Here is a 23,046-nt window from a genome sequence, read left to right as displayed (position 1 = left end):
TCCGAAGCCGATCGGGCTGATCGTCTGCTATCCGTCGAACCCGACGGCGCAGGTGGCAAGTCTCGATTTCTACAAGGATCTCGTCGCGTTCGCGAAGAAGCACGAGATCTTTATCCTGTCCGATCTCGCTTATTCCGAAGTCTATTTCGACGACAACCCGCCGCCGTCGGTGCTCCAGGTGCCTGGCGCGATCGATGTCACCGTGGAGTTCACGTCGATGTCGAAGACGTTTTCGATGGCCGGCTGGCGCATCGGTTTCGCGGTCGGCAACGAACGCATCATCGCGGCGTTGGCGCGGGTCAAATCCTACCTCGATTATGGGGCGTTCACGCCCGTGCAGGTGGCGGCCACGGCGGCGCTGAACGGCCCCGATACCTGCATCCGGGAGATGCGCGAGATCTATCGCAGGCGCCGCGACACGCTGGTGGAGTCCTTCGGCCGTGCGGGATGGGTAATTCCGCCGCCCCAGGCATCGATGTTCGCATGGGCGCCGCTGCCCGAACGCTTCCGTGACCTCGGAAGCATGCAGTTCTCTACTCTGATGGTCGAGAAATCGGGCGTCGTAGTTTCGCCCGGTGTCGGTTTCGGCGAGCACGGCGAGGGTTATGTCCGCATCGCCATGGTGGAAAACGAGCAGAGAATCCGCCAGGCCGCCCGCGGTGTCCGCCACTTCCTTGAAAGCGGCATTGAAACGTTGCACAACGTGGTTCCTCTCGCCAACCGGCGATAGGCCACCGGTCCGGAAGGCTTTCCGGTCTTTCGCTCGGATCGTGCCTAGCACTCCGGTTTTCCAGCAGGTTTGTTATGGTCGCACCACTGAAAGTGGGCATTGCGGGGCTCGGAACTGTCGGCTCCGCTGTCGTCCGCCTGATCGAACAGCAAAGAGGCGCGCTCTCGGCGCGCTGCGGACGCGGCGTGCGTGTTGTCGCCGTGGCGGCGCGCTCGAAAGCCAAGAAGCGCGACGTCGACTTGACCGACATCGCATGGGCCAAGGACGCACTGGCGCTGGCGAACGATCCCGGCATCGACTGCTTCGTTGAGTTGATGGGCGGTTCGGGCGATCCCGCGCACTCGGCGATCGAAGCGGCGCTGAAATCGGGTAAGTCAGTGGTGACGGCCAACAAGGCGCTGATCGCCAAGCACGGCCTGCGTCTGGCTGCTCTCGCCGAGCAACACGGCGGCGCATTGAACTACGAAGCGGCGGTCGGCGCCGCCATTCCCGTCATCAAGACGCTGCGCGAAGGGCTTGCGGGAACCACGATCAATCGCGTCTACGGCATTCTCAACGGCACCTGCAACTACATCCTGACGCGGATGGAACGGGAAGGCTTGTCCTTCGCCGAATGTCTGAAGGATGCCCAGCGGCTGGGCTATGCCGAAGCCGATCCGTCGTTCGATGTCGACGGTCACGACACCGCGCAGAAGCTATCGATCCTGGCGAGCCTGGCTTTCGGCACGCGGGTCGCGCAGAGCGCGGTCTATGTGGAAGGCATCTCGTCGATCGCGCCGGAAGACCTTCGCGCGGCGGAAGAACTCGGCTACCGCGTCAAGCTGCTCGGGGTCGCGGTGCGGACCTCAAAAGGCATTGAGCAACGGGTGCACCCGACCATGGTGCCGAAGACGTCGTCTATCGCCCAGGTCATGGGTGTCACCAACGCGGTGACCATCGACGGCGACGGCATCCCTCCGATCACGCTTGTCGGTCCGGGCGCCGGCGGAGCCGCGACTGCGTCCGCCGTGGTCGCGGATATTGCCGATGTCGCGTCCGGCACCCGCGCTTTGCCGTTCGGCCGGCCCTCGACGAAGCTGCACGAAACGAAGAAGGCGCCGATGGAGCGCCACGAAGGCGGTTATTACATCAGGCTGATGGCGCGCGATTTCGCCGGCACCGCTGCAACCATCGCTACGCGGCTTGCCGAGCAGAAGATTTCAATCGAATCGATCGTCCAGCGCCATCCCAACGGCAAGCTGGATGACGACGAATCCGACACGCCGGTTTCGCCGGTTCCGGTCCTACTGATTACCTATGCAACCAGCGAGGATGCGGTGCATCGCGCGCTCCATGCCGTGAGGGCGGACAAGGTCATCACGGGTCGGCCGCAAGTCATCCGTATCGAAAAGAACTGAGGAAGCGGGGTGTCAGGGCGCCGCGCCGCCTGGGGAGAATTGAATCGATGTCGACAGATATTTCCATCCCGCCGCAGCAAGCGCTCCGCCGTCTCCTGACGCTTGAGATCGTGCGCGTGACGGAGCGGGCGGCGGTGTCGGCGGCGCGCCTGCGCGGGCGCGGCATGGAAAAAGCATCCGATCAGGCCGCGGTCGACGCCATGCGGCGCGAACTCAACAAGCTGCCGATCGACGGCACGGTCGTGATCGGCGAGGGTGAGATCGACGAGGCTCCGATGCTGTTCATCGGCGAGAAAGTCGGCAATTCTCAAGGACCGCAGGTCGATATCGCGGTCGATCCGCTCGAGGGGACCGTGTTGTGCGCCAAGAACATGCCAGGCGCGATCGCCACCATCGCGATGGCTGAGCGCGGCACGCTGCTTCACGCCCCCGATTGCTACATGGACAAGATCGCGATCGGTCCCGGCTATCCGGCCGGCACGGTGGATCTCGACGCGCCGGTGGAAGAGAACATCATCAATCTCGCCAAGGCCAAAGGGGTTAAGCCGACCCAGATCACCGCCATTCTGCTTGACCGCCCGCGCCATGCCGCGAAGATCGCCGCGCTGCGCAAGGTCGGTGCCGCGGTAAGCCTTATCAGCGACGGAGATGTCGCGGGCGTCATCCACACCGCGGAGCCGCGAACCGGCATCGATATCTATTTGGGCAGCGGCGGCGCGCCCGAAGGCGTATTGTCGGCGGCGGCGTTGCGCTGCATCGGCGGCCAGATGCAGACCCGTCTCATCATCGACAATGAAACCTTGCGCGAGCGGACGCTACAGATGGGAATCGAGGACCCTAAAAAGAAATACGAGATCGGCGACATGGTGAAAGGCGATTGCGTGTTCGCCGCGACCGGCGTGACCTCGGGTTCGCTGCTGTCCGGCGTCCGGTTCCTGAAGGATATGATCGAGACCGATACGGTGGTGATGCGCTCGGTGACGGGCACCGTGCGCCGCATCAAGGCCGAGCACCGGCAGTTGGATAAATTTCACCTGGATTGACGCACATCTTCGTGCGCGACGCCACGCGCCCGGCTCGATACATTCTCGCAAGGCACGGACGACATCATGACCTTGCCAGTCTCCGCATTGCCGGTCCAGGCGCCTGACGCCTTTCTCGGCGTCTCGCACTCTGCGACCGGGCGTCTGTGGCGCGATCGCCTCGACCAGCGGGGAGCAGCGCGCGCGCTGGCGATCGCGCAGCGGCACCAGTTGCCGGAAATGCTGGCGCGGGTGATCGCCGGCCGCGGCGTCGAAATTGATGCGATTGCGGATTTTCTCGACCCCACCATCCGCCGGCTGATGCCCGATCCTTCGACCGTGACGCAGATGGAGACGGCGGCGAAACGGCTCGCAGACGCCGCGATGCGCGGCGAGACGGTCGCGATCTTCGGCGATTACGATGTCGACGGTGCGACCTCGGCTGCGCTGCTCGCCTGGCACCTGCGGCATTGCGGTCTTGATCCGCTGATCCATATCCCCGACCGCATTTTCGAAGGCTATGGTCCGAACGTCGATGCGATCGACGCGCTCGCGGACAGGGGCGCGACGTTGCTGGTGACCGTGGACTGCGGCACGACAAGTATCGAGCCGCTGTCCGTCGCAAGACAGCGGGGCATGTCGGTCGTCGTGATCGACCATCATCAGTGCGGTGACGATCTGCCCGAGGTCGAGGCGCTGGTGAATCCGAACCGGCCGGACGATCTCTCGGGTCTCGGCCACCTTGCCGCTGTCGGTCTTGTCCTGGTGACGCTGGTCGCGCTGAACCGCGAATTGCGCAAGCGCGGCTTCTGGAGCAGCGAGCGGCCGGAACCGAATCTCCTGGACATGCTGCATCATGTGGCGCTCGGAACGGTCGCCGATGTCGCGCCGCTGACCGGTCTCAACCGTGCCTTCGTCGCAAAGGGATTGATCGCGCTGCGCCGTCGCGATCATGTCGGCCATACCGCGCTGATGGATGTGGCGCGGCTGAGCGGCCCGCCGGAAGCCTGGCATCTCGGCTTCATGCTTGGACCGCGCATCAATGCCGGCGGCCGGATCGGACGCGCTGACCTCGGCGTGCGGCTGCTGCTCGAAGGCGATGTGTCCGAAGCGGCGCGGATCGCCGCCGAACTCGATCGCCTCAATGCCGAGCGCCGCGTGATCGAGCAGGCGGCCGAAGCGCAGGCCGAAGCCGAGGCGCTGGCCTCGCTCGGTCTCGAAGACAAGGGATCCGTCATCGTCACGGCCTCCGAGGGCTGGCATCCCGGCGTGGTCGGTCTGGTGGCGTCGCGGCTGAAGGACAAATTCTCACGGCCGGCTTTCGTTGTCGCGCTGGAGCCCGGCGGCATCGGGACCGGCTCGGGGCGCTCCATCGGCGGCGTCGATCTCGGCAAGGCGGTGCGGCGGGCCGTGACGGACGGCGTGCTGCTCAAGGGTGGCGGCCATGCCATGGCGGCCGGCGTGACGCTGCGGAAAGAGCAGCTTGCCGAATTCCGCGCCTATATGGAAAACACGCTCGCGGCCGATGTCGCGCGGTCACGCCATGTCCGCGAGCTTTTCATCGATGGCGCGGTCAGTGCGCGGACGGCGACGCCCGAATTCGTGACAATGCTCAATCGCGCGGGTCCGTTCGGTGCGGGCAATCCCGAGCCGATGGTGGCGCTGCCGTCGCACCAGTTGATCCACGCGGATGAGGTCGGGCAGGCGCATCTTCGATTGCGATTCAAATCCGGGGACGGCGCGATCGTGAACGGCATCGCATTTCGCGCGGTCGGCCAGCCGCTGGGCAATGCTTTGGCGCAAATGCGCGGACAGCCGCTGCATGTAGCGGGCTCGCTGGCGGTGGATCGCTGGCAGGGCGCGGAGCGCGTGCAGTTGCGCGTGGTGGATGTCGCGGTGCCCGATCCGGGACCGAAGACAATTCGTTAAAAGGGACACAGCGAACAGATAGGCTTTACCGGTCCGATCTGACTACAATCCCTGTCTGAGTTTGGACAAGACCTTCAATCCTGCATAGCCATCGGGCGGCAATCCGGCGCGGGTCTGGAAATCCTTCACCGCCTTCATGGTGTCGTTGCCGACGCGGCCGTCGGTGCCGCCGGTGTCGAAGCCCGCTTTGGTCAGGCGCGTCTGCACTTCCTGCACTTCCGCGAGCGTGAGCGCGCGTTCGGAGCCCGGGAAGGGATGGATGAAGGGCGGCGCCCCGAGAATGCGATCGCCGAGATGGCAGATCGCGAGCGCGTAGTTCATCGAGGGGTTGTAGCTGCGCACCGCGTAAAAATTGGGCCCCAGCAGGAATGCCGGGCCGCCCGGTTCGGGGATCCAGAGTTTGGCCGATGCGTTCGGCTGCGGAAATTCCTTGCCATCGGCGCGATGCACCCCGGCCGCCGTCCAGGCAGCATAGCTGCGGCTGCCGCTCGCGCCGCCGGTTGCCCGCACCTCATATCCCCAATGCTCGCCGCGATGATATTTGCCGCGCTTGATCAGGTAGCGTGCGGTCGAGCCCAGCGCGTCGTCGGGTTTCCCGAACGGCGAGACCCGGCCGTCGCGGTCATAGTCCATGCCGACGTTGAGCCAGACCTCCGGCATCCATTGGGTGTGTCCCATCGCGCCGGCCCATGAGCCGCGCATCTCCTCGGGTGTACTCCAACCCTTGTTCACGATGCGTAGTGCGTTGATCAGCTCGGTTTCCCAATAGGTGCGGCGGCGCGGTTCGTTCCAGGCAAGCGCTGCCAGCGAAGGAAACACAGGACGCATGTGGTTCTTCTGCACCAGCGGATCGCCGAATGCGGATTCGACCCCCCACAGCGCCAGCAGCGTGCCGCGCTCGACGCCGAAATCGCGCTCGATCCGCGCGAACAGCGCCTCGTTTTTCCGCAGCGCCTCCCTGCCGGCGGTGATCCGCCAATCTGAGGCGCGACGGTTGATGTATTGCCAGATCTTTTCGTGAAACTCCGGCTGCTTGCGCATCTTCTTGAAGACGCTCATGTCCGGCTCGATCCGGCCCATGCAGCGGTTCCAGGTTGCGCTTGAAATGCCCTTGGCCAGCGCGCGGGCGCGGAACCTGTCGCGCCACTGTTCGAAGCCTTGAGGCATCGCTGCGAGAGCCGGGAAGGGCGCAAACGCCACTGCCGCGCCGAGACATCGCAGCGCGCCGCGCCGGCTGAGCCGGAATTGAGAATCGAGAACTGTCATGCCACGAGCATAACGGAGGGGAGCCCTCCGCAGCAAAGCCTCATTGCGCCGCGGGAACCTGGACCTTCCTCAATCCTTGGCGCGCTCGACGTAGGAGCCGTCCTCGGTCATGACCACGACGCGGGTGCCGACGGTGATATGCGGCGGCACGCCGGTGCGGACCCCGTTCGACAGCACGGCGGGCTTGTAGGATGAGGATGCTGTTTGCCCTTTGGTGACCGGTTCGGTCTCCACCACCTCAAGCGTTACCCGCTGCGGCAGCGTGATGGCCACCGGTACCATCTCATGCAGTGATAATTTCACCACCATGTTTTCCTGCAGATACGGCGCGGCGTTGCCGACGATGTCCTTTGGTACCTGAACCTGGTCGTAGGTCTCGGCATTCATGAAGTGGAAGCCGTCGGCGTCTTCATAGAGGAAGGTGAAGTTGTGATCCTCGATGGTGGCGCGCTCGACCTGGTCGGTGGTCTTGTAGCGCTCGGAAATCTTCACGCCGTCGCTGATCCGCCGCATCTCGATCTGGCTGACCGGGGTTCCCTTGCCGGGATGGATGTTCTCCGCGGTGAGGACCACGTAGAGTTTGCCGTCTTGCTCGATGACGTTGCCCTTGCGAATAGAACTGGCGATGACTCTCAAGGCTGGATTTCCTAAGGTTTGGGCTCGAGACCGGTCCGGACGGGAGTCCTGCGGCCATTGAGGCAGGTTTCGGGCCGCAACATACTGATTTGGTCCGTCGGCGCCAGTGGTTTACAGCCGATTCCGGTCGATTGCTGAGGATGGATGGAAAGGATTTCCCCCTGGTGGGATCAGGCGAGACACGCGGACCGGAGGCCGTTCCTGAACGCGCGGACCGCCGTGACGAAGGCGCTGCGGGCATGGTTCGAGGCCCAGGGGTTCGTCGAGGTCGAAACCGGCGTTTTGCAGGTGTCGCCGGGCAACGAAACCCACCTTCATGCGCCCCGCACGGCGCTGACGACGCCCGCCGGCAATCGGGTCACGCGCTACTTGCGCACGTCCCCCGAGTTCGCCTGCAAGAAGCTGTTGGCGGCCGGTGAGCAGAAGATCATGGAGTTCGCGCGGGTCTTTCGGGACCGCGAGCGTGGCGTGCTGCATTTGCCCGAATTCACCATGCTGGAGTGGTACCGCGCAGGCAGTGCTTATGATGTCGTGATAGCTGACTGCATCGCGGTAATCGCCGTTGCGGCGCGGGCGACCGCCATCCCGAGATTTTCATTTCGCGGCCGGCAAGCCGATCCGCTCGCCGAGCCGGAGCGGTTGACGGTCGCCGCCGCGTTCGACCGCTTCGCTGGAATCGATCTGCTGAATACGGTGGCCGGCCGCGAGGGCGACCGGGCAGCGCTGGCGGAGGCGGCGCGGGGGCGGGTACGCATCACGGACGATGACACCTGGTCGGATATCTTCAGCAAAGTGCTGGTCGAGCATATCGAGCCCCATCTCGGACAGGAGCGGTTGACGGTGCTGTATGACTACCCCGCGCCCGAAGCGGCGCTGGCGCGGATCAGTCCGTCTGATAGCCGCGTCGCCGAGCGTTTCGAGGTCTATGCTTGCGGTGTTGAGCTTGCGAACGGGTTCGGTGAATTGACCGACGCCGCCGAACAGCGCATCCGTTTCGCGCAAGCGATGGACGAAAAGCAAGGCCGTTACGGCGAGCGCTATCCGCTGGACGAGGATTTTCTTGCGGCCGTCGCCCAGATGCCGGAAGCGGGCGGGGTGGCGCTGGGCTTGGATCGGCTGGTGATGCTGGCGAGCGGAGCGTTGAGAATCGATCAGGTGGTGTGGATGCCCCCGGCGGAGGATGAATGAGGAGGATCAATAAAAGCGCCGTTTCAACGGTGCGGCATCCCGAAGACCTGATTGCCCATGGCCTCGCGCCGGCCGCGGCCCTGGCCGATCTCGAAAAGGTTGCCGCGCGCTATGCGATTGCGATTACGCCGGAGGTGGCGGGCCTGATCGATCCGACCGATCCTGATGATCCGATCGCGCGTCAATATCTCCCGAGCGCCAATGAACTGGCGGCGCAGCCCGGCGAACGCGCCGATCCGATCGGCGATCATGCGCATTCCCCGGTGGACGGCATCGTTCATCGTTATCCCGACCGGGTGCTGCTCAAACTCATTCACGTCTGCGCTGTGTACTGCCGGTTCTGCTTCCGTCGCGAGATGGTGGGACCCGCCAAAGAAACCGCGCTGTCGAAATCCGCGACCACAGCCGCGCTCGATTACATCCGGGCGCATCCTGAAGTCTGGGAAGTGATCCTGACCGGCGGCGATCCCTTGATGCTGTCGCCGCGTCGGCTGGCCGAGATCATGGCCGAACTTGCCGCCATCGATCATGTCAGGATCGTCCGCATCCATACGCGCGTTCCGGTTGCCGATTCCGCGCGCGTCACTGACGAGATGGTGGCGGGCCTGCGCACGGAGGGCGCCGCCACATGGTTGGCGCTGCACGCCAATCATCCGCGCGAACTGACCGCGGCGGCGCGAGCGGCCTGCGCGCGGATCGTGGACGCCGGTATTCCCATGGTCAGCCAGTCGGTGCTGCTGCGCGGCGTCAACGATGACGCGGCGACGCTGGAGACGCTGATGCGCGCCTTCGTCGAATGTCGAATCAAGCCGTACTATCTGCATCATGGCGATCTCGCGCCGGGCACTGCACATCTGCGAACCACGCTGGAAGAAGGCCAGCTTTTGATGCGTGCATTGCGTGGCCGTGTATCCGGATTGTGTCAGCCGGATTATGTTCTCGACATCCCCGGAGGGTACGGCAAAGTGCCTGTTGGCCCGGACTATATGTCGCTCTCAGATTTAACATATCGGGGAGGTGAACATCGTCCGGAATTGCGTTATCATATTACCGATTATTGTGGAGGCGTTCACCTCTATCCGCCGGTGTCGTAGGAAATCTGTCCGGCTGGCTTTGGCACAGCTCATTCGCGGAACCTTTGCGCGTTCCCAACCATTTTTGACAGGTCATCTCGGATGTTGGAGGCAGCGAAATGAACAAGATCATCGCGTTGGCGGCTTTTTGGGCTCTGACCGTCGCCCCTGCGGCGCTTGCGCAGTATGAAGCGAGGGACGGACTATCCGGTCTGAATGTTGACAAATCTTCGCGGTTCAACGCGCCGATTGGTCATCGCCAGCCGCGCCCGAGCGACTTGCCGCCGGACAGTGCGAGTACGGACAATCCGACGCCGATCGATCCGGCGGATGCCGCTCTCAAACGCAAGATAAAAAGCATCTGCCGCGGCTGTTGATGTCCCGGGGTGGACTTCGTAACGGAGTCACGTCTGCGTCCACGCACAGGAAACACGTATCCCGAATCCGGAACGAAGAGCCGGGTGACTTCGCTTCGCCGGCTATGATGCCCGTCAGGATGTGAAATGCCTTAACGCGCCTTTCGCAAGGCAAGCGCCATTCCGATCAACGTAGCACCGCCGAATATCATATTAAGGCCGACCAGCAACCCGATGGCCCAGCTCGCCGATCCCGGGAGGCCGACGACGATAACGCCGGCGATGATGATGTCCATCACTCCCGCGGTTAGCAGCCAGCCCCACCGCTGCGAGAGTTCGCGGCGATGTTCAAGAGCATACATGATGGTGACGGCGCCCTCGGCGAGGAAATAAGCGCCGACCAAGATCGTCAGCGTCAACATCCCCTGAGCGGGCTGCGCCAGAAGCAGGATGCCGACGAGAATCGCCAGCGTGGCCGAGAGCAATGACCACCAGAAGCCAGGCATCCCCCGCGCCCAGAAGGTCGCAATAAGTCCAGCGACACCGCCGACGAGGAAGAGCCAACCGAGGAAGATCGTGATGGCGAGGCTCGCGAGGGGTGGCACGATGATGGCAGCGAAGCCGAGAAGCGCCAGCAGGATGCCTTCGAAAAGGAAAGCCTTCCAATGCTCGCGGACCGCGGTGCTCACTTTCGACTGAAGACGTTCGAAATCTTGGGAAGGGGTCGTCATTGGCCGAACTCCATGAAGCGGAAACGCGCATCCCTCGGGGCGCAAGTCTAACGCGAGACGGCTCCAAAAGTAGCGAAAAATCCCGGCTGCTGCTGGGGTTCGAAAGTTCGCGACGTTCTCAGGGAGAGTTCATCAAGCTGGCATTGATAAAAAATATCAAGAATAATCAAACTGTCGCTGGCATCGTTTAATGCTCAGCTTGAATAAGAAATCTCAATAAAATGCAATCTGGCCTTACGAAATAACGCGCGTCCGCGGATCGTTCAGGCGAACCGCACCAGGATCGCCCGCCGTTCAGCCCTGCGCTGTCTCTCCGTTACAGGGCGCACTGTTCCAGTTGCCCCACTGAACGTTGGCAAGACTGCGAAAGTCTGTCGTCAGCGGCCGCCGCGTGCGTTTCTCGTAAGCGCCGATGACCTTCTCCGAGGCGGTGATCTTCCGCCGGAGGCCGGCGGCTATCCGCAAAGTTTCCACGCGCACTCGCGGATCCGCTGTTTCACCAAAACGGAAACGGCGAACCTCCATGTCACGCAGAGCTTCGCGATGCTTCTTCAATTGGGCGCGATGCCATGCGATGGTGCTGTCGCTATCAGCCATCGAAAATCCTCACCCCTGCGGCGGCTGCATCTTGAGCCGCAATTAAAGAACGAGAGCCGAACGTCGCTCATTCACTGGCTCCAGCCAATAAGCGGAGCGCAAATTCAGGCTGAGAAAGCGTCGCCGGATTCTGGTTAATCAAAAGTTAACGAGCGCTCGCGGGGCCCGGCGGGAGATGCGGCAACGTGCGCGGGTGGTCCTTCAATTCCTGCGTCCCACTCGACAGGATGCGAATGTTGAAAATTGGACCGTCAACGATGATCGTTTATTGACCGACAGCGGTTTGCACGTAATAGCACGGTCGTGAAAATTGTAGCTTTACGTTCGTTCTGATCTTCATTCCCGGTCGATGCGATGAATTCATTAGCGATGACAATTATGGGGCTCGATAGAGGAATTCTGCTCACGCTCAACGCATTCGGCGGAGGAAATGGCACTCTCTGGGACCTCGCGAGCAATTCGCTTTTCAGGGGCTTTCCGGTGTTCTTCTCTGTTGTCTGCCTGTGGTTCTCCAGCGATCAGCCGGAGCGTCGCGGCCGTATGCTGGCCGGACTGCTGGGAGTCTGCTTGGCGACGATGCTTTCGGTTTGGTCACAGTTTCACGTCGTGGTTCACATACGTCCAATTTTGGACTTGGCGATTCCTCTGGACACCGTCTTTCCGCGAACGCCCTGGGATCGAACGAATTCGTTTCCGAGCGACACGGCAACTTTGTTTTTTAGTCTCGCCGCGGTCGTTTTTGTCGAAAAGCGATCGGTCGGGCTATTTTGCTTTGTTTGGGCGGCGATGATCGTCGCGGTCCCCAGGATCATGGTCGGGCTTCACTATCCCAGCGATATCATCGGTGCGTTTATTCTTGGACCGGCAATCGTTTTTACTTTAACCACGCTTCCATATCCAAGGCGGCTGTTCGAACGCGTGCTCTCATGGTTCGAAAGCCGCCTGTATATTGTTCATGCGCTTTTATTCATTTTTCTGGCAGACGCGTTCGACTTGTTTCCGAGCCTGCAAGCCCTCGGAAAGATGTTTGTGCGCTCGCTTCACTCCTAGAACTGACTGCTGCCTTGGACACTCGCCAAAGCGAGCGCTACACACGGAAAGCCAGCGGAGAGCACCGTAGCGACAGATGCGTGCCCTTATCACCCGTATGGCACAGCGGTCACGGCGCGGCGCCCCATGGTCGCCAAACGCCGTGCCGTCTTCTTATTTAATGCTTCGAGTGCGACTTCCGCGAGCTGTGTTTGGTCTCTGACGCTGCGGCAGAGGCAACGTGCTCCGAAAGTTGATCGAGGCGTGTGTGCAGCTTTCCTACGTCCGCTTGAAGTGCGTCTATGGTCTTTTTGGTAGATTCAGAGTTTTCAGTCCCGGCGACCTTTATCTTGAGAGCGTCGAAATCCGATGCAGTGAAAGCGCCCAACTGAGTTTGTACGGCCGTGAGCTGCGACTCCAAGCCTTTAATTTTTGCATCAAGCTGAGAAGCATCGACTGTTGGCTGCGCCTTCATCTTGGCTTCGAGAAGGAGCAAGCGCTTTTCAAGTCCGGCGGTCGCATCTGCGTGTGGCGCAGCTTGATGTGCAGGGGCGACGGCCGCCTTCGCTTCGCTCGTAAGCCGGCCGGTACTGGTCCATACCAAAGCCATGCTGCCGAAGAACATCACGCAGATAACGGCTATGCCCCCCATCAACTGATTGGAGCGGTCGTGGTCATTCATCACGTTGCCTCCTTGCGTTCCTAACGTTTCGTTGCTGACGTTGCGTTGCCTCCCTTCGAGCCAATTGCCAAGTATGACTGAGCTGCGACATTTTGTACAGAGCCGCACGCATCCATTGGCCGCGTGTACGGAGGTCTGTCGATCCATCCCGGCATTTTCAGACAGCGGCTCGAAGGAGCTATTGTTCCGTCCAGGAAACTCGCCCTCACACGATCTTTGAGGAAGCCGGGAGAAGGAAAGATACGGCCGAGCGAAGCAAGCTGCCCGGTCCGCGAGAATGCCCTTGCGGAAGGAGAGAAGTACGATTTACAGTCTTCTCCGATACGGACCATGCCTTATGATTTCGATTCTGTTCTCGATCGCGTTCGTTGGCGCTATGCTGTTCATCGGAGCGCGGGCTGTCTTCGACTGGATGCGGCCAAAGCGCCGTGAGTGAGGCTGCAGAATCCTCACTTTGCAAGCGCACGATACGCTGACGCGCGGCCGATCGTGAAAGCCCTCGGATGGCTGCGGGTCCGCCTCTCCGCTTGGCTCACCGGGTGCAAGTGCAGCGCTCCCGCTTAGCAACAAAGATAAGCGGCCAACCCTAACCGACCCTATCGGAACTGTGGTGCTGGCTTTAACAAATGCCCGTGACAGGCCGGCTGAATAAGGAACGAACGGTCAGTCGGCGGATTGATCATTTCTCACATGCTTGTGCAAAGGAGCATGTCCATGAGTGACGATCCTGAAACTGGCCATCTGACCGCCAGCAATAAAGAGTCAGGGAAAGCTGTTTACGGTGCTGAGGACAAGAAGATCGGTAAAATTGAAAGTGTCATGATCGACAAGACCAGCGGGGAAATCGCTTACGCTGTACTCAGTTTCGGTGGATTTCTCGGTATCGGCAAAGATCATTTCCCGGTGCCTTGGAAGCTGTTGCGGTTTGATCCCGAGCTTGGCGCTTACCGTTCCGACATCAGCGAGAACCGGCTGCACGGCGCTCCGAAACACGGTACCGAAACCGTCTTCGATTGGAACGCCAGATACGCCGAACTGGACGACTACTACAACGAGGAAGTCCTTTCGGCTGACAAGCACTGGTTTGGTAAGGTCGGTGAGGCTGCGGCCTCTATTTTTAAGGGTCACAAGAGCGAAGGGTAGGACGCGACGGCTGCAAAGGCCGCTTCCCCCGTGCTTCGCACGCGAGGCCCCGCCTTGAGCGGGACCGGTGAGGGAAACGATTAGGTCATCGACTCATTAAATCGCAACCAGATGCGGATTGCGGCGAGTTTGATGCCAGCGAGGAAGTTGTCGTCACGCTTGTCGTAGCGGGTGGCGACGGCACGGTAATGCTTGATTTTATTGAAAAAGCGTTCGACCAGATTGCGCTTGCGATAGAGCCGCCTGTTGAAGCGCAGAGCCATGACGCGATTTGGCATCGGCTTCACGTTGGCTGTCGCGCCGCGCGCGGCCAGGGTCTGGCGCAGGGCGTTGGAATCATAGGCTCGATCGGCCAGCAGCACGTTGCCGCGCTCCACGGTGTCGATCATGTCCTGCGCGCTGCGTCCATCGTGGGCCTGGCCTTCGGTGATCTTGAGGTAGATCGGCAGGCCGCAGGCATCCACCAGCGCGTGGATCTTGGTTGTCAGCCCGCCGCGCGAGCGACCCATGCAACGGGATCTGGTCTGTTTTTTTGACCGTTGGCCGCATGCTGATGCACGCGGATCGACGAGGAGTCGATCATCTGGATGTCGCCATCATAAGCCTTTGAAACCGCCGACAGAATACGATCCCAAACGCCTGCCTTGCGCCACCGGTTGAAGCGGTTCACGCAGGTCGTATGCGGGCCGTAGCGCGCCGGAATATCCGCCCACGGCGCACCGGTACGCAGCCGCCAGAAGATCCCGTTCAGCACCCGCCGGTCATCCACCCGTGCAACGCCGCGCGATTTGTTCGGCAAAAGCGGCTGAATCACAGACCACTCGAAATCCGTCAGATCAAAACGAGCCATTCAATCCTCCTCCCTCCGGAGATTGAATCACGCCTCCCGTCCAAACGGAATCCCATTTATGGGTTCGTGACCTAGAGCGGCGACCCCAGGTCCTGCCACCCTCAAGTGCACGATAGACAGACGCGCGGCCGGTCTTGAGCGCCTTCGCAATAGCCGCCGGTCCGACCCTTGCGCCTTCAGAGCTTGCACCCGCTCAACATCAACGCTCGGCTTGCTGCAACGAGCGGGACAATCTGTGAGCGGGACAAGACAATCTGTCGAAAAAACGTAATGAAATCCGATGGATAAATGGTGTTTGGCGCTCCCTAGCGGAAACGTCGGATCGCACCAAATGTATTTGGAATCGCTGAGGTTTTACTCGCCCGGTATTGCGCGCGTGTAGCACAGACCCGTGACCCCGTCGAGTAGCAGACGTCCAAGTGAGAGCACCAAGCCCCGGTTTGGCCGATACCTCAGGATCGCCGCTAGAGTCTGTTAGGAACCGGCTGTGAGTTTAGCGACGTTTTTGAGCATGAGGCATACGAAGGCGACGAGGTGGAAATCTGCGAGGGTCTGGGCGCATTGCTCGTAGTCCTTGACCAGCCGTCGGAAGCGGGTTGCCCATGCGAAGGACCGTTCGACGACCCACCGTCTGGGCAGCAGCACGAAGCCTCGCTTGGCCTGCGGCAGTTTGATGACTTCGAGGGCGATGCCGTGTTCGGCGGCCGCCGCTGCGGGCCTTTCGCCGGTGTAGCCCTGATCGACGAAGGCGATCTCGACGCTTTCGCCGGTCTCGGCCTGAATGGCCTTGGCGATCCTGCCGACCTCGGCGCGGTCGTCGGCATTGGCGGGGGTGACATGGAGGGTGAGAAGATGCCCGAGCGTGTCGACAGCCAGATGCAGCTTCGAGCCTTTCTTTCGTTTGGCTCCGTCGTAGGCCGCGCGAGCGCCGCTTTCAGGCGTCGAGCGCAAAGTGCGGCTGTCGATGATGGCGGCGGTTGGGTGCGCGGGGCGTCCCGCCGCGAGGCGCAGGATGACGCGCAGGTCTTCGGCCAGCGCCTCGAAACAGCCGGCGCTCAGCCACCGCCGCGCCTGCTGATAGACGATCTCCCATGGCGGCAGATCGTTGGGCATCCAGCGCCAGGGCGCGCCGGTCTTCACGATATAGCGCAGACATAGCGCAGACCGTTGAAAACCTCGCGCAGAGCGTGAACGCGTTGCCCGTTCTCCTCGGGCAGAAGCGTCAGATACGGCGCAACAAGCGCCCATTCGTCGTCGGAAACATCGGAAGGATAGGGTTTGCGGGACTTCGTCATCCCGCATACCTCAGAACATAGGGTTAATCAGTTCCTAACAGGCTCTAGGCCACAATATCCCCATTGGCGAACCACCCCGCACGAGATTTGAGGATCACCTACACGAAGGTATGCTGCGGTGGCTGCTGTGATTCCTTTCCCCATGCGCCGCCGCGCGTCGATGGAGTAAAATTTGAGCGAGAGAAAACGAGTTGCCGATTTCTGGGACGGGGTTCTGGCAGATTGGCGAGGTGATCAGACCATGCGTGATTTGCCTGAACTACTTCGCATCTGGCGCAAGAGTTACAAGGGTGAGATCGATCTTCTCGGCTACCCCGAGGGCTTCATTGGTGATCTCCGGGGGGAAAAGAAAGAACCTCGCCTCGTTGTGCTTGGTCTCAATCCAGGTGTTGCCCACCATGAACTACAAGGTCCCGAGGGGGAGTGGACAAGAGTAATTCGCAGACTGTCGTACAGTAGAAGCCTCCAAGAACGAACACCCTTTCAAAATCCCGCATGGCGAAAATACCACGGAAAAGATAGTCGGTATTGGGTCAATCTCGTTCGATTTGCCAAGAGATGGCTTGGCGATCAGGCGGGGTTAACCGACGTACTGAATTTCGAAATGTTTCCTTTTCACTCAAAAAATTTGAAGCATGCGATCACGCCACCAAGCGATATTATAGAAGCCTTCGTTTGGTCTCCGCTTAAGGAGATGGAGACTGATACCATATTCGCGTTCGGCCGAGATTGGGTGAGTGTCTGCGATAAGCTTTTGGGTCAGCCGCTAGCTTGTTTTGGTCGAAATGCGCTTTTCCTAGGAGATGAGACGAATGGCAACTGGCAAGTTCGAATTTATCCACTCGAACACAAGCGCGTCGTCGTAAGTTGGCAAAATGGCTATGCCGGACCACCAAGCCGGAATGTCGAAGAGTTGCGTCGAGTCCTTCACGAGACTGCCTGAGCGCTGACATTTCCACGGGTCATAAATTCGAAGGAGGTATGCGTGATGGCTGCCGCGAAACTTCCCCCGTGCCCCGTCCACGAGGCCACCCTTGCGGCAATGGGAGGAGGGGTTCAATCTACGGCCTTCTCTGATACGGACCATGCCTCATGATTTCGATCCCATTCGCAATCGCATTTGTTGCGTCATGCTGTTCTTCGGAGCGCGGGCCATCCTGAGCTGGATGCGGCCAAAGCGCCGTGAGTGAGGCGCTAGGCGGTCTTCCGCTTCTCACCCTCGCGGGCCTTCCACGATGCAAGAACCTGCTCAGCCGCCGCAGGATCATCCTTGATGCGCAACACGGTTTGCCTGCTCAGGCCCGCCTCACGCGCGATGGTGGAGGTGCCAACCTCTCTCGCCAGCATCTCTTTCACAAGCTCTAGCTGTTCCCGCTCGAAGCTCGGCTTCCTGCCCAGATACGCCTTTGCGTTATTCGCCTTGGCATGGTCGATACCGGCTCGTTGCGCCTCCTTCTGGCTCTCAGCCTGTGCCTGCGAAAGGGCAGCCATTGATGCCAGTCGATGCGCCTTACGCTTCGCCTCTGCACAGTCCTTGGTGCCGAGTGACCGCACGTATTCGCCTTTGAAGCATCCCGCCTTAAAGTTGATGAGATCAGGGAATCGGTTCCGTATGTGTGCTAGGGCAGCCTTGCCAGCCAACGCTTGCGGCATTCGCCTGCGAAACTCATAGACCCCGGAACGTCGTCGCTGGATGTAGCTCATCACCGCCATCTGTGGACCACCCTTGTGGACTACGTTTGTGTAGCAGGGCGGCTTCTCTAAGCTTATGATCGCTCAGAGATTTCAGCATTTCAATGGCTTAGATTTGAGTTGGCGCTCCCTAGCGGAATCGAACCGCTCTCTCCACCGTGAAAGGGTGGCGTCCTGACCGATAGACGAAGGGAGCTGAACTTTTCGGCGGCAAATCGCGCGTCGTTTCAGACTCAATTCGCTGCGATATTGCCGTTAAATCAATACCCTGTATTGATTCACCAGACAGCGTCTCCGAGCGGCGATGAGCCGGCGGCGCAGCGGCGAAACGTATAGTGGCGTTTTCCCGGAGGAGCAAGCATTCTCCCCGCGAGGATCGAGTAACGTCAAGTCTCGCTGCCTCAAAAGGCGATCCTCTCGCAAGCCGGCCCGTTCAATGGAGCGCCCGAAATGATAGGACAATCATTGTGTGGTGCGGTCGTGGTTCTGTCCGTCATTGGCTTTCCCGCGTGGGCGCAGGGGCGCGGCTCGCACATCGCCGACCGCGCTATCAAGATCGAACAGCCGAACAAGCAGTCGCGACCATCCGCGCAAAAGGCATGCCGTGAATACGGATCCGGTTTTATCAGGGTCGAGGGATCGTCGACTTGCGTACATGTCGGCGGCAGCACCAGCGTCAATGTGCTTACCGGCCGCTGACGAGGTGGAGCGTGTCCACGCCGCCGTCGCGAAAACAAATTTGTAGTGGGTACGTTACGGCATGCCGTCTGAAACCTCGCTAGAGTGAGGCCCCTTCAACGAATGTGTGGCGCGTTCAAGTCCCGAAGAACAGCCATAGCAGAAGAATCACTGGTATCGGTACGCCAAGCAACCAAAGCAAAAGTCCGCGGCCCATCGCTATCTCCTTGAATGTCAATATATGCAAGGAGAACGTGAGCTATGCACGATCGTTCCTGCCTGTCGCAGATCCGAACAGCAAATCCGGCTACGAGGCGATGTTTTCAGCGCTGTCCATGAAAGCGCGATGCAGGCATGGTCGCGACTCAGGCACAGCAGCGTCGCCCGAAGTCCTTCACCAATGACCCGTGTTTGGCATCGAGCTCCACGGCTCCGCCGACGGTCGCGGATCACCCTTTTGCAACAACTCGATCGAGTGCAGGTCCGGGGAGCGGACGAACGCCATCTGGCCGTCGCGGGGCGGACGATTGATGGTGATCCCAAGCCTCATCAATCGTTCACAGGTCGCGTAGATGTCGTCGACCTCATAGGCGAGATGACCGAAAAAGCGATCCTCGCCGTAAGTCTCCTCGACCCAGTTGTAGGTCAACTCAACCAGCGGTGCGCCGCGCCCTCTGGACTGCTTCACGAGGTCCTCGTCTTCGGGGGCGCACAGGAACACTAAGGTGAACTTCCCCTTGTCGTTGTCGACGCGACGGACTTCTTTCAGTCCCAACGCTTCCACATAGAATTTCAGCGCGATCTCGAGATTGCGCACGCGCAGCATGGTGTGAAGGTAGCGCATGTGTGACGGTCTCCTGAAGGTGGAAGTGGTCCAGGCAGCAAGTCGGGCGTTTGCCTGATAGCAACAAGCTAGCAAAGCAGAGCGGCGCGGTCGATTTTGTGCCCCATTTTCCAGCCGCCAACGGACCGCCGATTGACCCAACTTTCTTGGCACGGCTGTGGAACGATTTCGGCGGCCTGCTCGTTAACGCAGATGGTACGTGAAAACCCAGCGCAGTCTCCAAAGCCGCCAAAAGAGCCTTATCCAGCTGAGAAGGCGAGGGGCGGCGAAATCATATTGAGAACGAGGGCCCGTAAGACGATTTTCATCGCCGGGCTGGCGGGTTGCATCGTTCTCGGGCTCCTACTTGTCGTGTTCAGGAGCTGACGCACGATAACCATAAACCTGAGAATCTGGAATGTGCCCACGCCGGGCGCAGTGCAACCCGCGTAGAATGGGAACGCGTTATTGCACCGATTTTGATTTTTGGTGAGAGGATAGCGATATGAAGAAGAAGTTGATCATGATTGCGACCGCGGCAACGCTCGGCAGCGCACTCGTCGTATCGGCGCCTGCCCAGGCTCAGCGATTTGGACCAGGTCTCGGAATTGGTCTTGCCGTGGGCGCTCTCGCCGCGGGCGCAGTGGCGAGTTCCTTTTATGGACCTTACGGGTATTATGGCGGAGGCCCGTATTATGGATATGGACCGGCTTGGGGCGGCTATGGCTATGCGCCGGTTTATTACGGCGGGTGGGGCCCCGGTTACTATCGCGGTTTCCGAGGATATCGAGGCTGGGGCTATCGCGGTGGCTGGGGTGGCCGTGGCTACTATGGCGGTCGCGGCTGGGGCGGAGGAGGCCGCGCATTTTATGGCGGTCGTCGACGCTAACGGTTTGAGCATGATCTAGAAACTTTCCGGAGAGGTCCGAAATGGAATCTCTCCGGATAGTACGCATCCGTGAATTCCGGCCTATCCGGTGATCGCTCACAACGGAGCGCTCATGAGTGGCATATTCTTGCGAGGAACGGCAAAAGGCGATCGTCTTGCGAGACGCGTTTAGCACCTTATTAAAGCGCCTGCTTGAGAGCCGCCGTCGTCGTGTCTTACGTGCGCATCGGAGGTGCGCCGGCGTGCGCGTTGCCTGGAGAAATTCCAGAAGAAAGATTCAAACTAATGCGGACGCGGCTCCAGTCTGCGGGTATTTGAAAACGTGGCTCCGCAGGGAGCCGCTCGCATCTTCACGAGTCGGTGAAGGACGCTGGTTAGCGAATGAGAGGCCAGCGAATGAAAGGCCGACGTTTCTGCAAACTCCTGATTTCCTTTTTTCGGAGACAAAAACAGCACAAAGGAAAAACGGTCGACGGAGCCAGACCAACAATCAGTTGAGGATCAAAGGGTGATGAGAAACTGATTCGTGCGTGTGCAAGGCTGTTTATAGATGCCGTCAATTTATCTTTTGTCTTGCGACGCCAACGAGAGTGTTATCTTTTGATTCGTAAGATTCGCTTGGCTATATACAATTGTAAATAACGATGTCGAGCAGACGGCAACCGTAGTAAAATGTGTGGGGGCCTGCGTCATGGGGTCGGACGGTTTTGAATCCAGGAAGTTTGGGGGGCCGGCGGTGAGCGATCACTTAGGGTCAAAGGACTTTTCCGGAGCGACAGATCGAGAGGCGGGCGCCGGTCCTTTTTCCGGACTTGGAGATTCTCCCGCCAACATCGTCGAGATCAGCGGCGTCATCAAATGGTTCGACGCTTCGAAAGGCTACGGATTTATCGTTCCCGATAATGGCTGGCCTGACGTGCTCTTGCATGTCACCGTGCTTCGTCGCGACGGCTATCAGACCGCTTATGAGGGGGCTCGTCTGGTCTGTGACTGCGTGCAGCGGGCTAAAGGCTATCAGGCGTTCCGGATCACTTCGATGGACGAGTCCACGGCGATTCACCCGGCGCAGATGCTGCCGCCCCGGACCCACGTCAGCGTAACTCCCACAAGCGGCCTGGAGAGGGCGCAGGTGAAGTGGTTCAATCGTTTGCGTGGTTTCGGGTTCTTGACGCGCGGTGACGGAACGCCGGATATTTTCGTTCACATGGAAACCCTGCGGCGCTTCGGCATAACGGAGCTTCGGCCGGGACAGTTCGTCCTGGTTCGATTCGGGCCGGGAAGCAAAGGTATGATGGCAGCGGAAGTTCAGCCTGAAACTGGCGCACCCAGCGTATCTTCACACTGACTGGGCTAACAGCCACGCTGAAGCCTTTGTTGACGATTGCCTGAAATCTGACTTCCGAACTCGTGTTTTGCGCCCACAACGGATCTGCTGCTACAGGTCGCGGGCGGTTTGCGGAGATTACGCGTTCTCATCATAGTTCTGGCAGGTTGTCCGATGCTGCGACTGTGGAATGTCGGTCTTGGGTGGCTCCGCGCTGGTTTATGGATCGCCCTGTTTTCCTGGATTGTCATGGTCGTGCCGGATGAAGCCGGCGTCCACGCAGAGGCGCTTCAGCTGCTGGAAATCGCGACGCAAACCGGCGTGAAGACGTTCTCGGTTGAGATGGCAACAACCCCCGAGGAGAAGGCCACCGGTTTGATGTATCGAAAACATCTGCCGGCCGGGCAGGGTATGCTGTTCGATTTTTCTCCCGCGCAGCCGGTGTCGATGTGGATGAAGAACACCTACATCTCGCTCGACATGATCTTCATCGGCCCAAATGGCCGCATCCTGCGGATCGCCGAGAACACCGAGCCGCTATCGACCCGGATTATCTCTTCACGCGGTCTGGCCAAAGGGGTGCTGGAGGTGGCGGGAGGGACGGCGAAAAAGTATGGCATCGCGCCCGGCAATCGGGTCTCGCATCCGCTTTTTAACAGCCGTTGATTTCCGTCAGGAGCGGACAGGCTCTTGGCGACTTGCTGGGCCGGTCGGAAGCATGTAACGACATCGTTTCCCAGCAGATCGGGGTATAGCGCAGCCTGGTAGCGCGGCAGTTTTGGGTACTGCAGGTCGTTGGTTCGAATCCAGCTGCCCCGACCACATCAATCTTGATAGGAAGATGGGAGGCCGAGCCATAATAAGGGCTGCCGATATAAGGGCTGCGATCGGTTTGAAGGTGAGTTTTCTCTACGCCCTATGCGAAGTTTTGCTTATCTCGGCACTATCGTAGAATAGGGACTACTGGCGGATGCCGTCGGGAGACGATCGATCCGGATCAGCGAGGCGGATAAAGGTTGATGCCGTTGAGGAGGGCGAAGCAATGAGCAGTTGGGTGCTTGGTATTCGTAAACCGCCCGAAGGCGACGGCATCGAGATTGACCTTGCCATTGATGGTGGTGATCCGCTCACGTTGGACGCGGTCGAAGCCGAGACCCTGGAGGTTGCGTTGGGCAAGACCCTCGCGGGCATCGATAACGCATCGGGCCGAATTTCATGCGTGAACGCAGCTACTCAAATCATCGTCGCAGTCGATAAGGTCACGATTGCATCGCTTAGATATGAAAAGGCGGAGTTGCTGCGCGACCACCTGAAGGAACTTCTAGCGGGCAGAGGTACTCAATTTACCGATTCTGGCGCCGTCGAAGATTCATCGCCTACTCCCGTTCCTTGATGAGACGACCGACCCGACTTGTTTTGCGAAGGCGTTGAACGAATCTTGGTGGAAAATGCCGCACCTTCCGCACATATCGGTGTCCTCTGAAGCGGAATTAAAAACGACCTTCACCGGAATTCAGGGCGTTTTCGAGAAGCCCGGACCTCGGGCTTGCCCCGGGGATGGATAACGGTCGCGTGAAGAAAATGCGTCAGATCAAGGTCCCAGAGTTCCGCTTCTGATTCCATCAGAAGCGGAAAAGTTCCATGGCGGCTGGGATCGCATCCACGCGGTCGGACACCAATCGAAACCTGCTTCGGCTTGAAGCATTGCCTCAAAAA

At 60.0% G+C, this 23,046-nt stretch carries 22 protein-coding genes, 2 tRNA genes and 2 pseudogenes; 16 read left to right on the top strand and 10 right to left on the bottom strand.

The annotated features are described in order from the left end of the window. The 4 genes from NB311A_RS15110 to recJ all read left to right on the top strand — a co-directional run. Nucleotides 1–730, top strand: a 730-nt coding sequence (locus tag NB311A_RS15110; protein ID WP_009799665.1) for an aminotransferase class I/II-fold pyridoxal phosphate-dependent enzyme, incomplete at its 5' end; no start/stop codon positions are given. 74 nt (nucleotides 731–804) lie between these two features. After that, the gene (locus tag NB311A_RS15105; protein ID WP_009799664.1) at nucleotides 805–2,127 is read left to right on the top strand and encodes a homoserine dehydrogenase; all 1,323 of its coding nucleotides are present in this window, start codon (nucleotides 805–807) and stop codon (nucleotides 2,125–2,127) included. Nucleotides 2,128–2,174: 47 nt separating this feature from the next. Beyond that, nucleotides 2,175–3,170 carry a class II fructose-bisphosphatase gene (gene glpX, locus NB311A_RS15100; protein ID WP_009799663.1) on the top strand — a complete coding sequence of 332 codons (996 nt, stop codon included), beginning with the start codon at nucleotides 2,175–2,177 and terminating at the stop codon, nucleotides 3,168–3,170. Nucleotides 3,171–3,236: 66 nt separating this feature from the next. Beyond that, nucleotides 3,237–5,078, top strand: a complete 1,842-nt coding sequence (recJ, locus tag NB311A_RS15095; RefSeq protein ID WP_009799662.1) for a single-stranded-DNA-specific exonuclease RecJ — start codon at nucleotides 3,237–3,239, stop codon at nucleotides 5,076–5,078. Nucleotides 5,079–5,120: 42 nt separating this feature from the next. On the opposite strand, the gene NB311A_RS15090 is transcribed toward recJ, so the two are convergent. Next, entirely contained in the window at nucleotides 5,121–6,344 is a 1,224-nt protein-coding gene (locus NB311A_RS15090; RefSeq protein WP_009799661.1) for a lytic murein transglycosylase, read from the bottom strand. A gap of 69 nt (nucleotides 6,345–6,413) precedes the next feature. Beyond that, complete coding sequence (efp, locus tag NB311A_RS15085; RefSeq protein ID WP_009799660.1) at nucleotides 6,414–6,980, bottom strand: elongation factor P; 567 nt, start codon at nucleotides 6,978–6,980, stop codon at nucleotides 6,414–6,416. A gap of 144 nt (nucleotides 6,981–7,124) precedes the next feature. Here efp and epmA point away from each other — a divergent pair, with 144 nt between their 5' ends. The 3 genes from epmA (at nucleotide 7,125) to NB311A_RS15070 (ending at nucleotide 9,618) form a co-directional block, all read left to right on the top strand. Continuing rightward, nucleotides 7,125–8,168 (top strand): EF-P lysine aminoacylase EpmA, encoded by a 1,044-nt coding sequence (gene epmA, locus NB311A_RS15080; RefSeq protein ID WP_009799659.1) that lies wholly within the window; start codon nucleotides 7,125–7,127, stop codon nucleotides 8,166–8,168. After that, on the top strand, nucleotides 8,165–9,262 hold the full coding sequence (locus NB311A_RS15075; RefSeq protein ID WP_009799658.1) for a lysine-2,3-aminomutase-like protein: 1,098 nt from the start codon (nucleotides 8,165–8,167) through the stop codon (nucleotides 9,260–9,262). Before epmA ends, NB311A_RS15075 begins: the two co-directional genes overlap by 4 nt. Before the next feature lie 98 nt (nucleotides 9,263–9,360). After that, nucleotides 9,361–9,618 carry a hypothetical protein gene (locus NB311A_RS15070; protein WP_009799657.1) on the top strand — a complete coding sequence of 86 codons (258 nt, stop codon included), beginning with the start codon at nucleotides 9,361–9,363 and terminating at the stop codon, nucleotides 9,616–9,618. 131 nt (nucleotides 9,619–9,749) lie between these two features. Here NB311A_RS15070 and NB311A_RS15065 read toward each other — a convergent pair whose 3' ends face one another. Together NB311A_RS15065 and NB311A_RS15055 are read right to left on the bottom strand one after the other, a co-directional pair. Beyond that, on the bottom strand, nucleotides 9,750–10,328 hold the full coding sequence (locus NB311A_RS15065; protein WP_009799656.1) for an HdeD family acid-resistance protein: 579 nt from the start codon (nucleotides 10,326–10,328) through the stop codon (nucleotides 9,750–9,752). 294 nt (nucleotides 10,329–10,622) lie between these two features. Next, nucleotides 10,623–10,925, bottom strand: coding sequence for a hypothetical protein (locus NB311A_RS15055; RefSeq protein WP_009799654.1), 303 nt, complete (start codon nucleotides 10,923–10,925; stop codon nucleotides 10,623–10,625). A 354-nt stretch (nucleotides 10,926–11,279) separates the two neighbouring features. Between NB311A_RS15055 and NB311A_RS15050 the strand changes: the two genes are divergently transcribed. Next, nucleotides 11,280–11,975, top strand: coding sequence for a phosphatase PAP2 family protein (locus tag NB311A_RS15050; protein WP_116394783.1), 696 nt, complete (start codon nucleotides 11,280–11,282; stop codon nucleotides 11,973–11,975). A 157-nt stretch (nucleotides 11,976–12,132) separates the two neighbouring features. Here the strand turns inward: NB311A_RS15050 and NB311A_RS15045 are convergent, their stop codons facing one another. Beyond that, nucleotides 12,133–12,636 (bottom strand): hypothetical protein, encoded by a 504-nt coding sequence (locus tag NB311A_RS15045; RefSeq protein ID WP_009799652.1) that lies wholly within the window; start codon nucleotides 12,634–12,636, stop codon nucleotides 12,133–12,135. A gap of 714 nt (nucleotides 12,637–13,350) precedes the next feature. On the opposite strand from NB311A_RS15045, the gene NB311A_RS15040 reads away from it, so the two are divergent. After that, nucleotides 13,351–13,779: a PRC-barrel domain-containing protein gene (locus NB311A_RS15040; protein ID WP_009799650.1), complete on the top strand. Its 429-nt coding sequence runs from the start codon at nucleotides 13,351–13,353 to the stop codon at nucleotides 13,777–13,779. Between the two features lie 80 nt (nucleotides 13,780–13,859). Here the strand turns inward: NB311A_RS15040 and NB311A_RS20740 are convergent. Further along, nucleotides 13,860–14,629: pseudogene (locus tag NB311A_RS20740) on the bottom strand (IS5 family transposase). A gap of 474 nt (nucleotides 14,630–15,103) precedes the next feature. Then, a pseudogene (locus tag NB311A_RS15025) lies at nucleotides 15,104–15,924 on the bottom strand (IS5 family transposase). A 241-nt stretch (nucleotides 15,925–16,165) separates the two neighbouring features. Between NB311A_RS15025 and NB311A_RS21600 the strand changes: the two are divergent. Further along, a complete protein-coding gene (locus NB311A_RS21600; protein WP_165475270.1) occupies nucleotides 16,166–16,867 on the top strand; it encodes a hypothetical protein in 702 nt (233 codons plus the stop codon). Between the two features lie 251 nt (nucleotides 16,868–17,118). On the opposite strand, the gene NB311A_RS19800 is transcribed toward NB311A_RS21600, so the two are convergent. Then, complete coding sequence (locus tag NB311A_RS19800; RefSeq protein WP_083780488.1) at nucleotides 17,119–17,637, bottom strand: DUF6538 domain-containing protein; 519 nt, start codon at nucleotides 17,635–17,637, stop codon at nucleotides 17,119–17,121. Nucleotides 17,638–17,737: 100 nt separating this feature from the next. Further along, nucleotides 17,738–17,812 (bottom strand) — tRNA-Glu (locus NB311A_RS15010). A gap of 254 nt (nucleotides 17,813–18,066) precedes the next feature. On the opposite strand from NB311A_RS15010, the gene NB311A_RS15005 reads away from it, so the two are divergent. Next, nucleotides 18,067–18,315, top strand: coding sequence for a hypothetical protein (locus NB311A_RS15005; RefSeq protein WP_131522924.1), 249 nt, complete (start codon nucleotides 18,067–18,069; stop codon nucleotides 18,313–18,315). A 373-nt stretch (nucleotides 18,316–18,688) separates the two neighbouring features. Here NB311A_RS15005 and NB311A_RS15000 read toward each other — a convergent pair whose 3' ends face one another. After that, on the bottom strand, nucleotides 18,689–19,138 hold the full coding sequence (locus NB311A_RS15000; RefSeq protein ID WP_009799642.1) for a VOC family protein: 450 nt from the start codon (nucleotides 19,136–19,138) through the stop codon (nucleotides 18,689–18,691). 484 nt (nucleotides 19,139–19,622) lie between these two features. On the opposite strand from NB311A_RS15000, the gene NB311A_RS14990 reads away from it, so the two are divergent. The 5 genes from NB311A_RS14990 to NB311A_RS14970 all read left to right on the top strand — a co-directional run bounded on the left by NB311A_RS14990 (nucleotide 19,623) and on the right by NB311A_RS14970 (nucleotide 22,723). Beyond that, nucleotides 19,623–20,006, top strand: a complete 384-nt coding sequence (locus NB311A_RS14990; RefSeq protein ID WP_083780487.1) for a hypothetical protein — start codon at nucleotides 19,623–19,625, stop codon at nucleotides 20,004–20,006. A 691-nt stretch (nucleotides 20,007–20,697) separates the two neighbouring features. Then, entirely contained in the window at nucleotides 20,698–21,351 is a 654-nt protein-coding gene (locus tag NB311A_RS14985) for a cold-shock protein (RefSeq protein ID WP_083780486.1), read from the top strand. A 228-nt stretch (nucleotides 21,352–21,579) separates the two neighbouring features. After that, complete coding sequence (locus NB311A_RS14980; RefSeq protein WP_297534385.1) at nucleotides 21,580–21,996, top strand: DUF192 domain-containing protein; 417 nt, start codon at nucleotides 21,580–21,582, stop codon at nucleotides 21,994–21,996. Nucleotides 21,997–22,075: 79 nt separating this feature from the next. Further along, nucleotides 22,076–22,152 (top strand) — tRNA-Pro (locus NB311A_RS14975). A 220-nt stretch (nucleotides 22,153–22,372) separates the two neighbouring features. Further along, nucleotides 22,373–22,723 (top strand): hypothetical protein, encoded by a 351-nt coding sequence (locus NB311A_RS14970; RefSeq protein ID WP_040675579.1) that lies wholly within the window; start codon nucleotides 22,373–22,375, stop codon nucleotides 22,721–22,723. Nucleotides 22,724–23,046: the final 323 nt, after the last annotated feature.

This window comes from Nitrobacter sp. Nb-311A, assembly GCF_000152905.1.
Taxonomy (GTDB): Bacteria; Pseudomonadota; Alphaproteobacteria; order Rhizobiales; family Xanthobacteraceae; genus Nitrobacter.
This window is presented reverse-complemented; position numbering and strand designations above follow the sequence as displayed.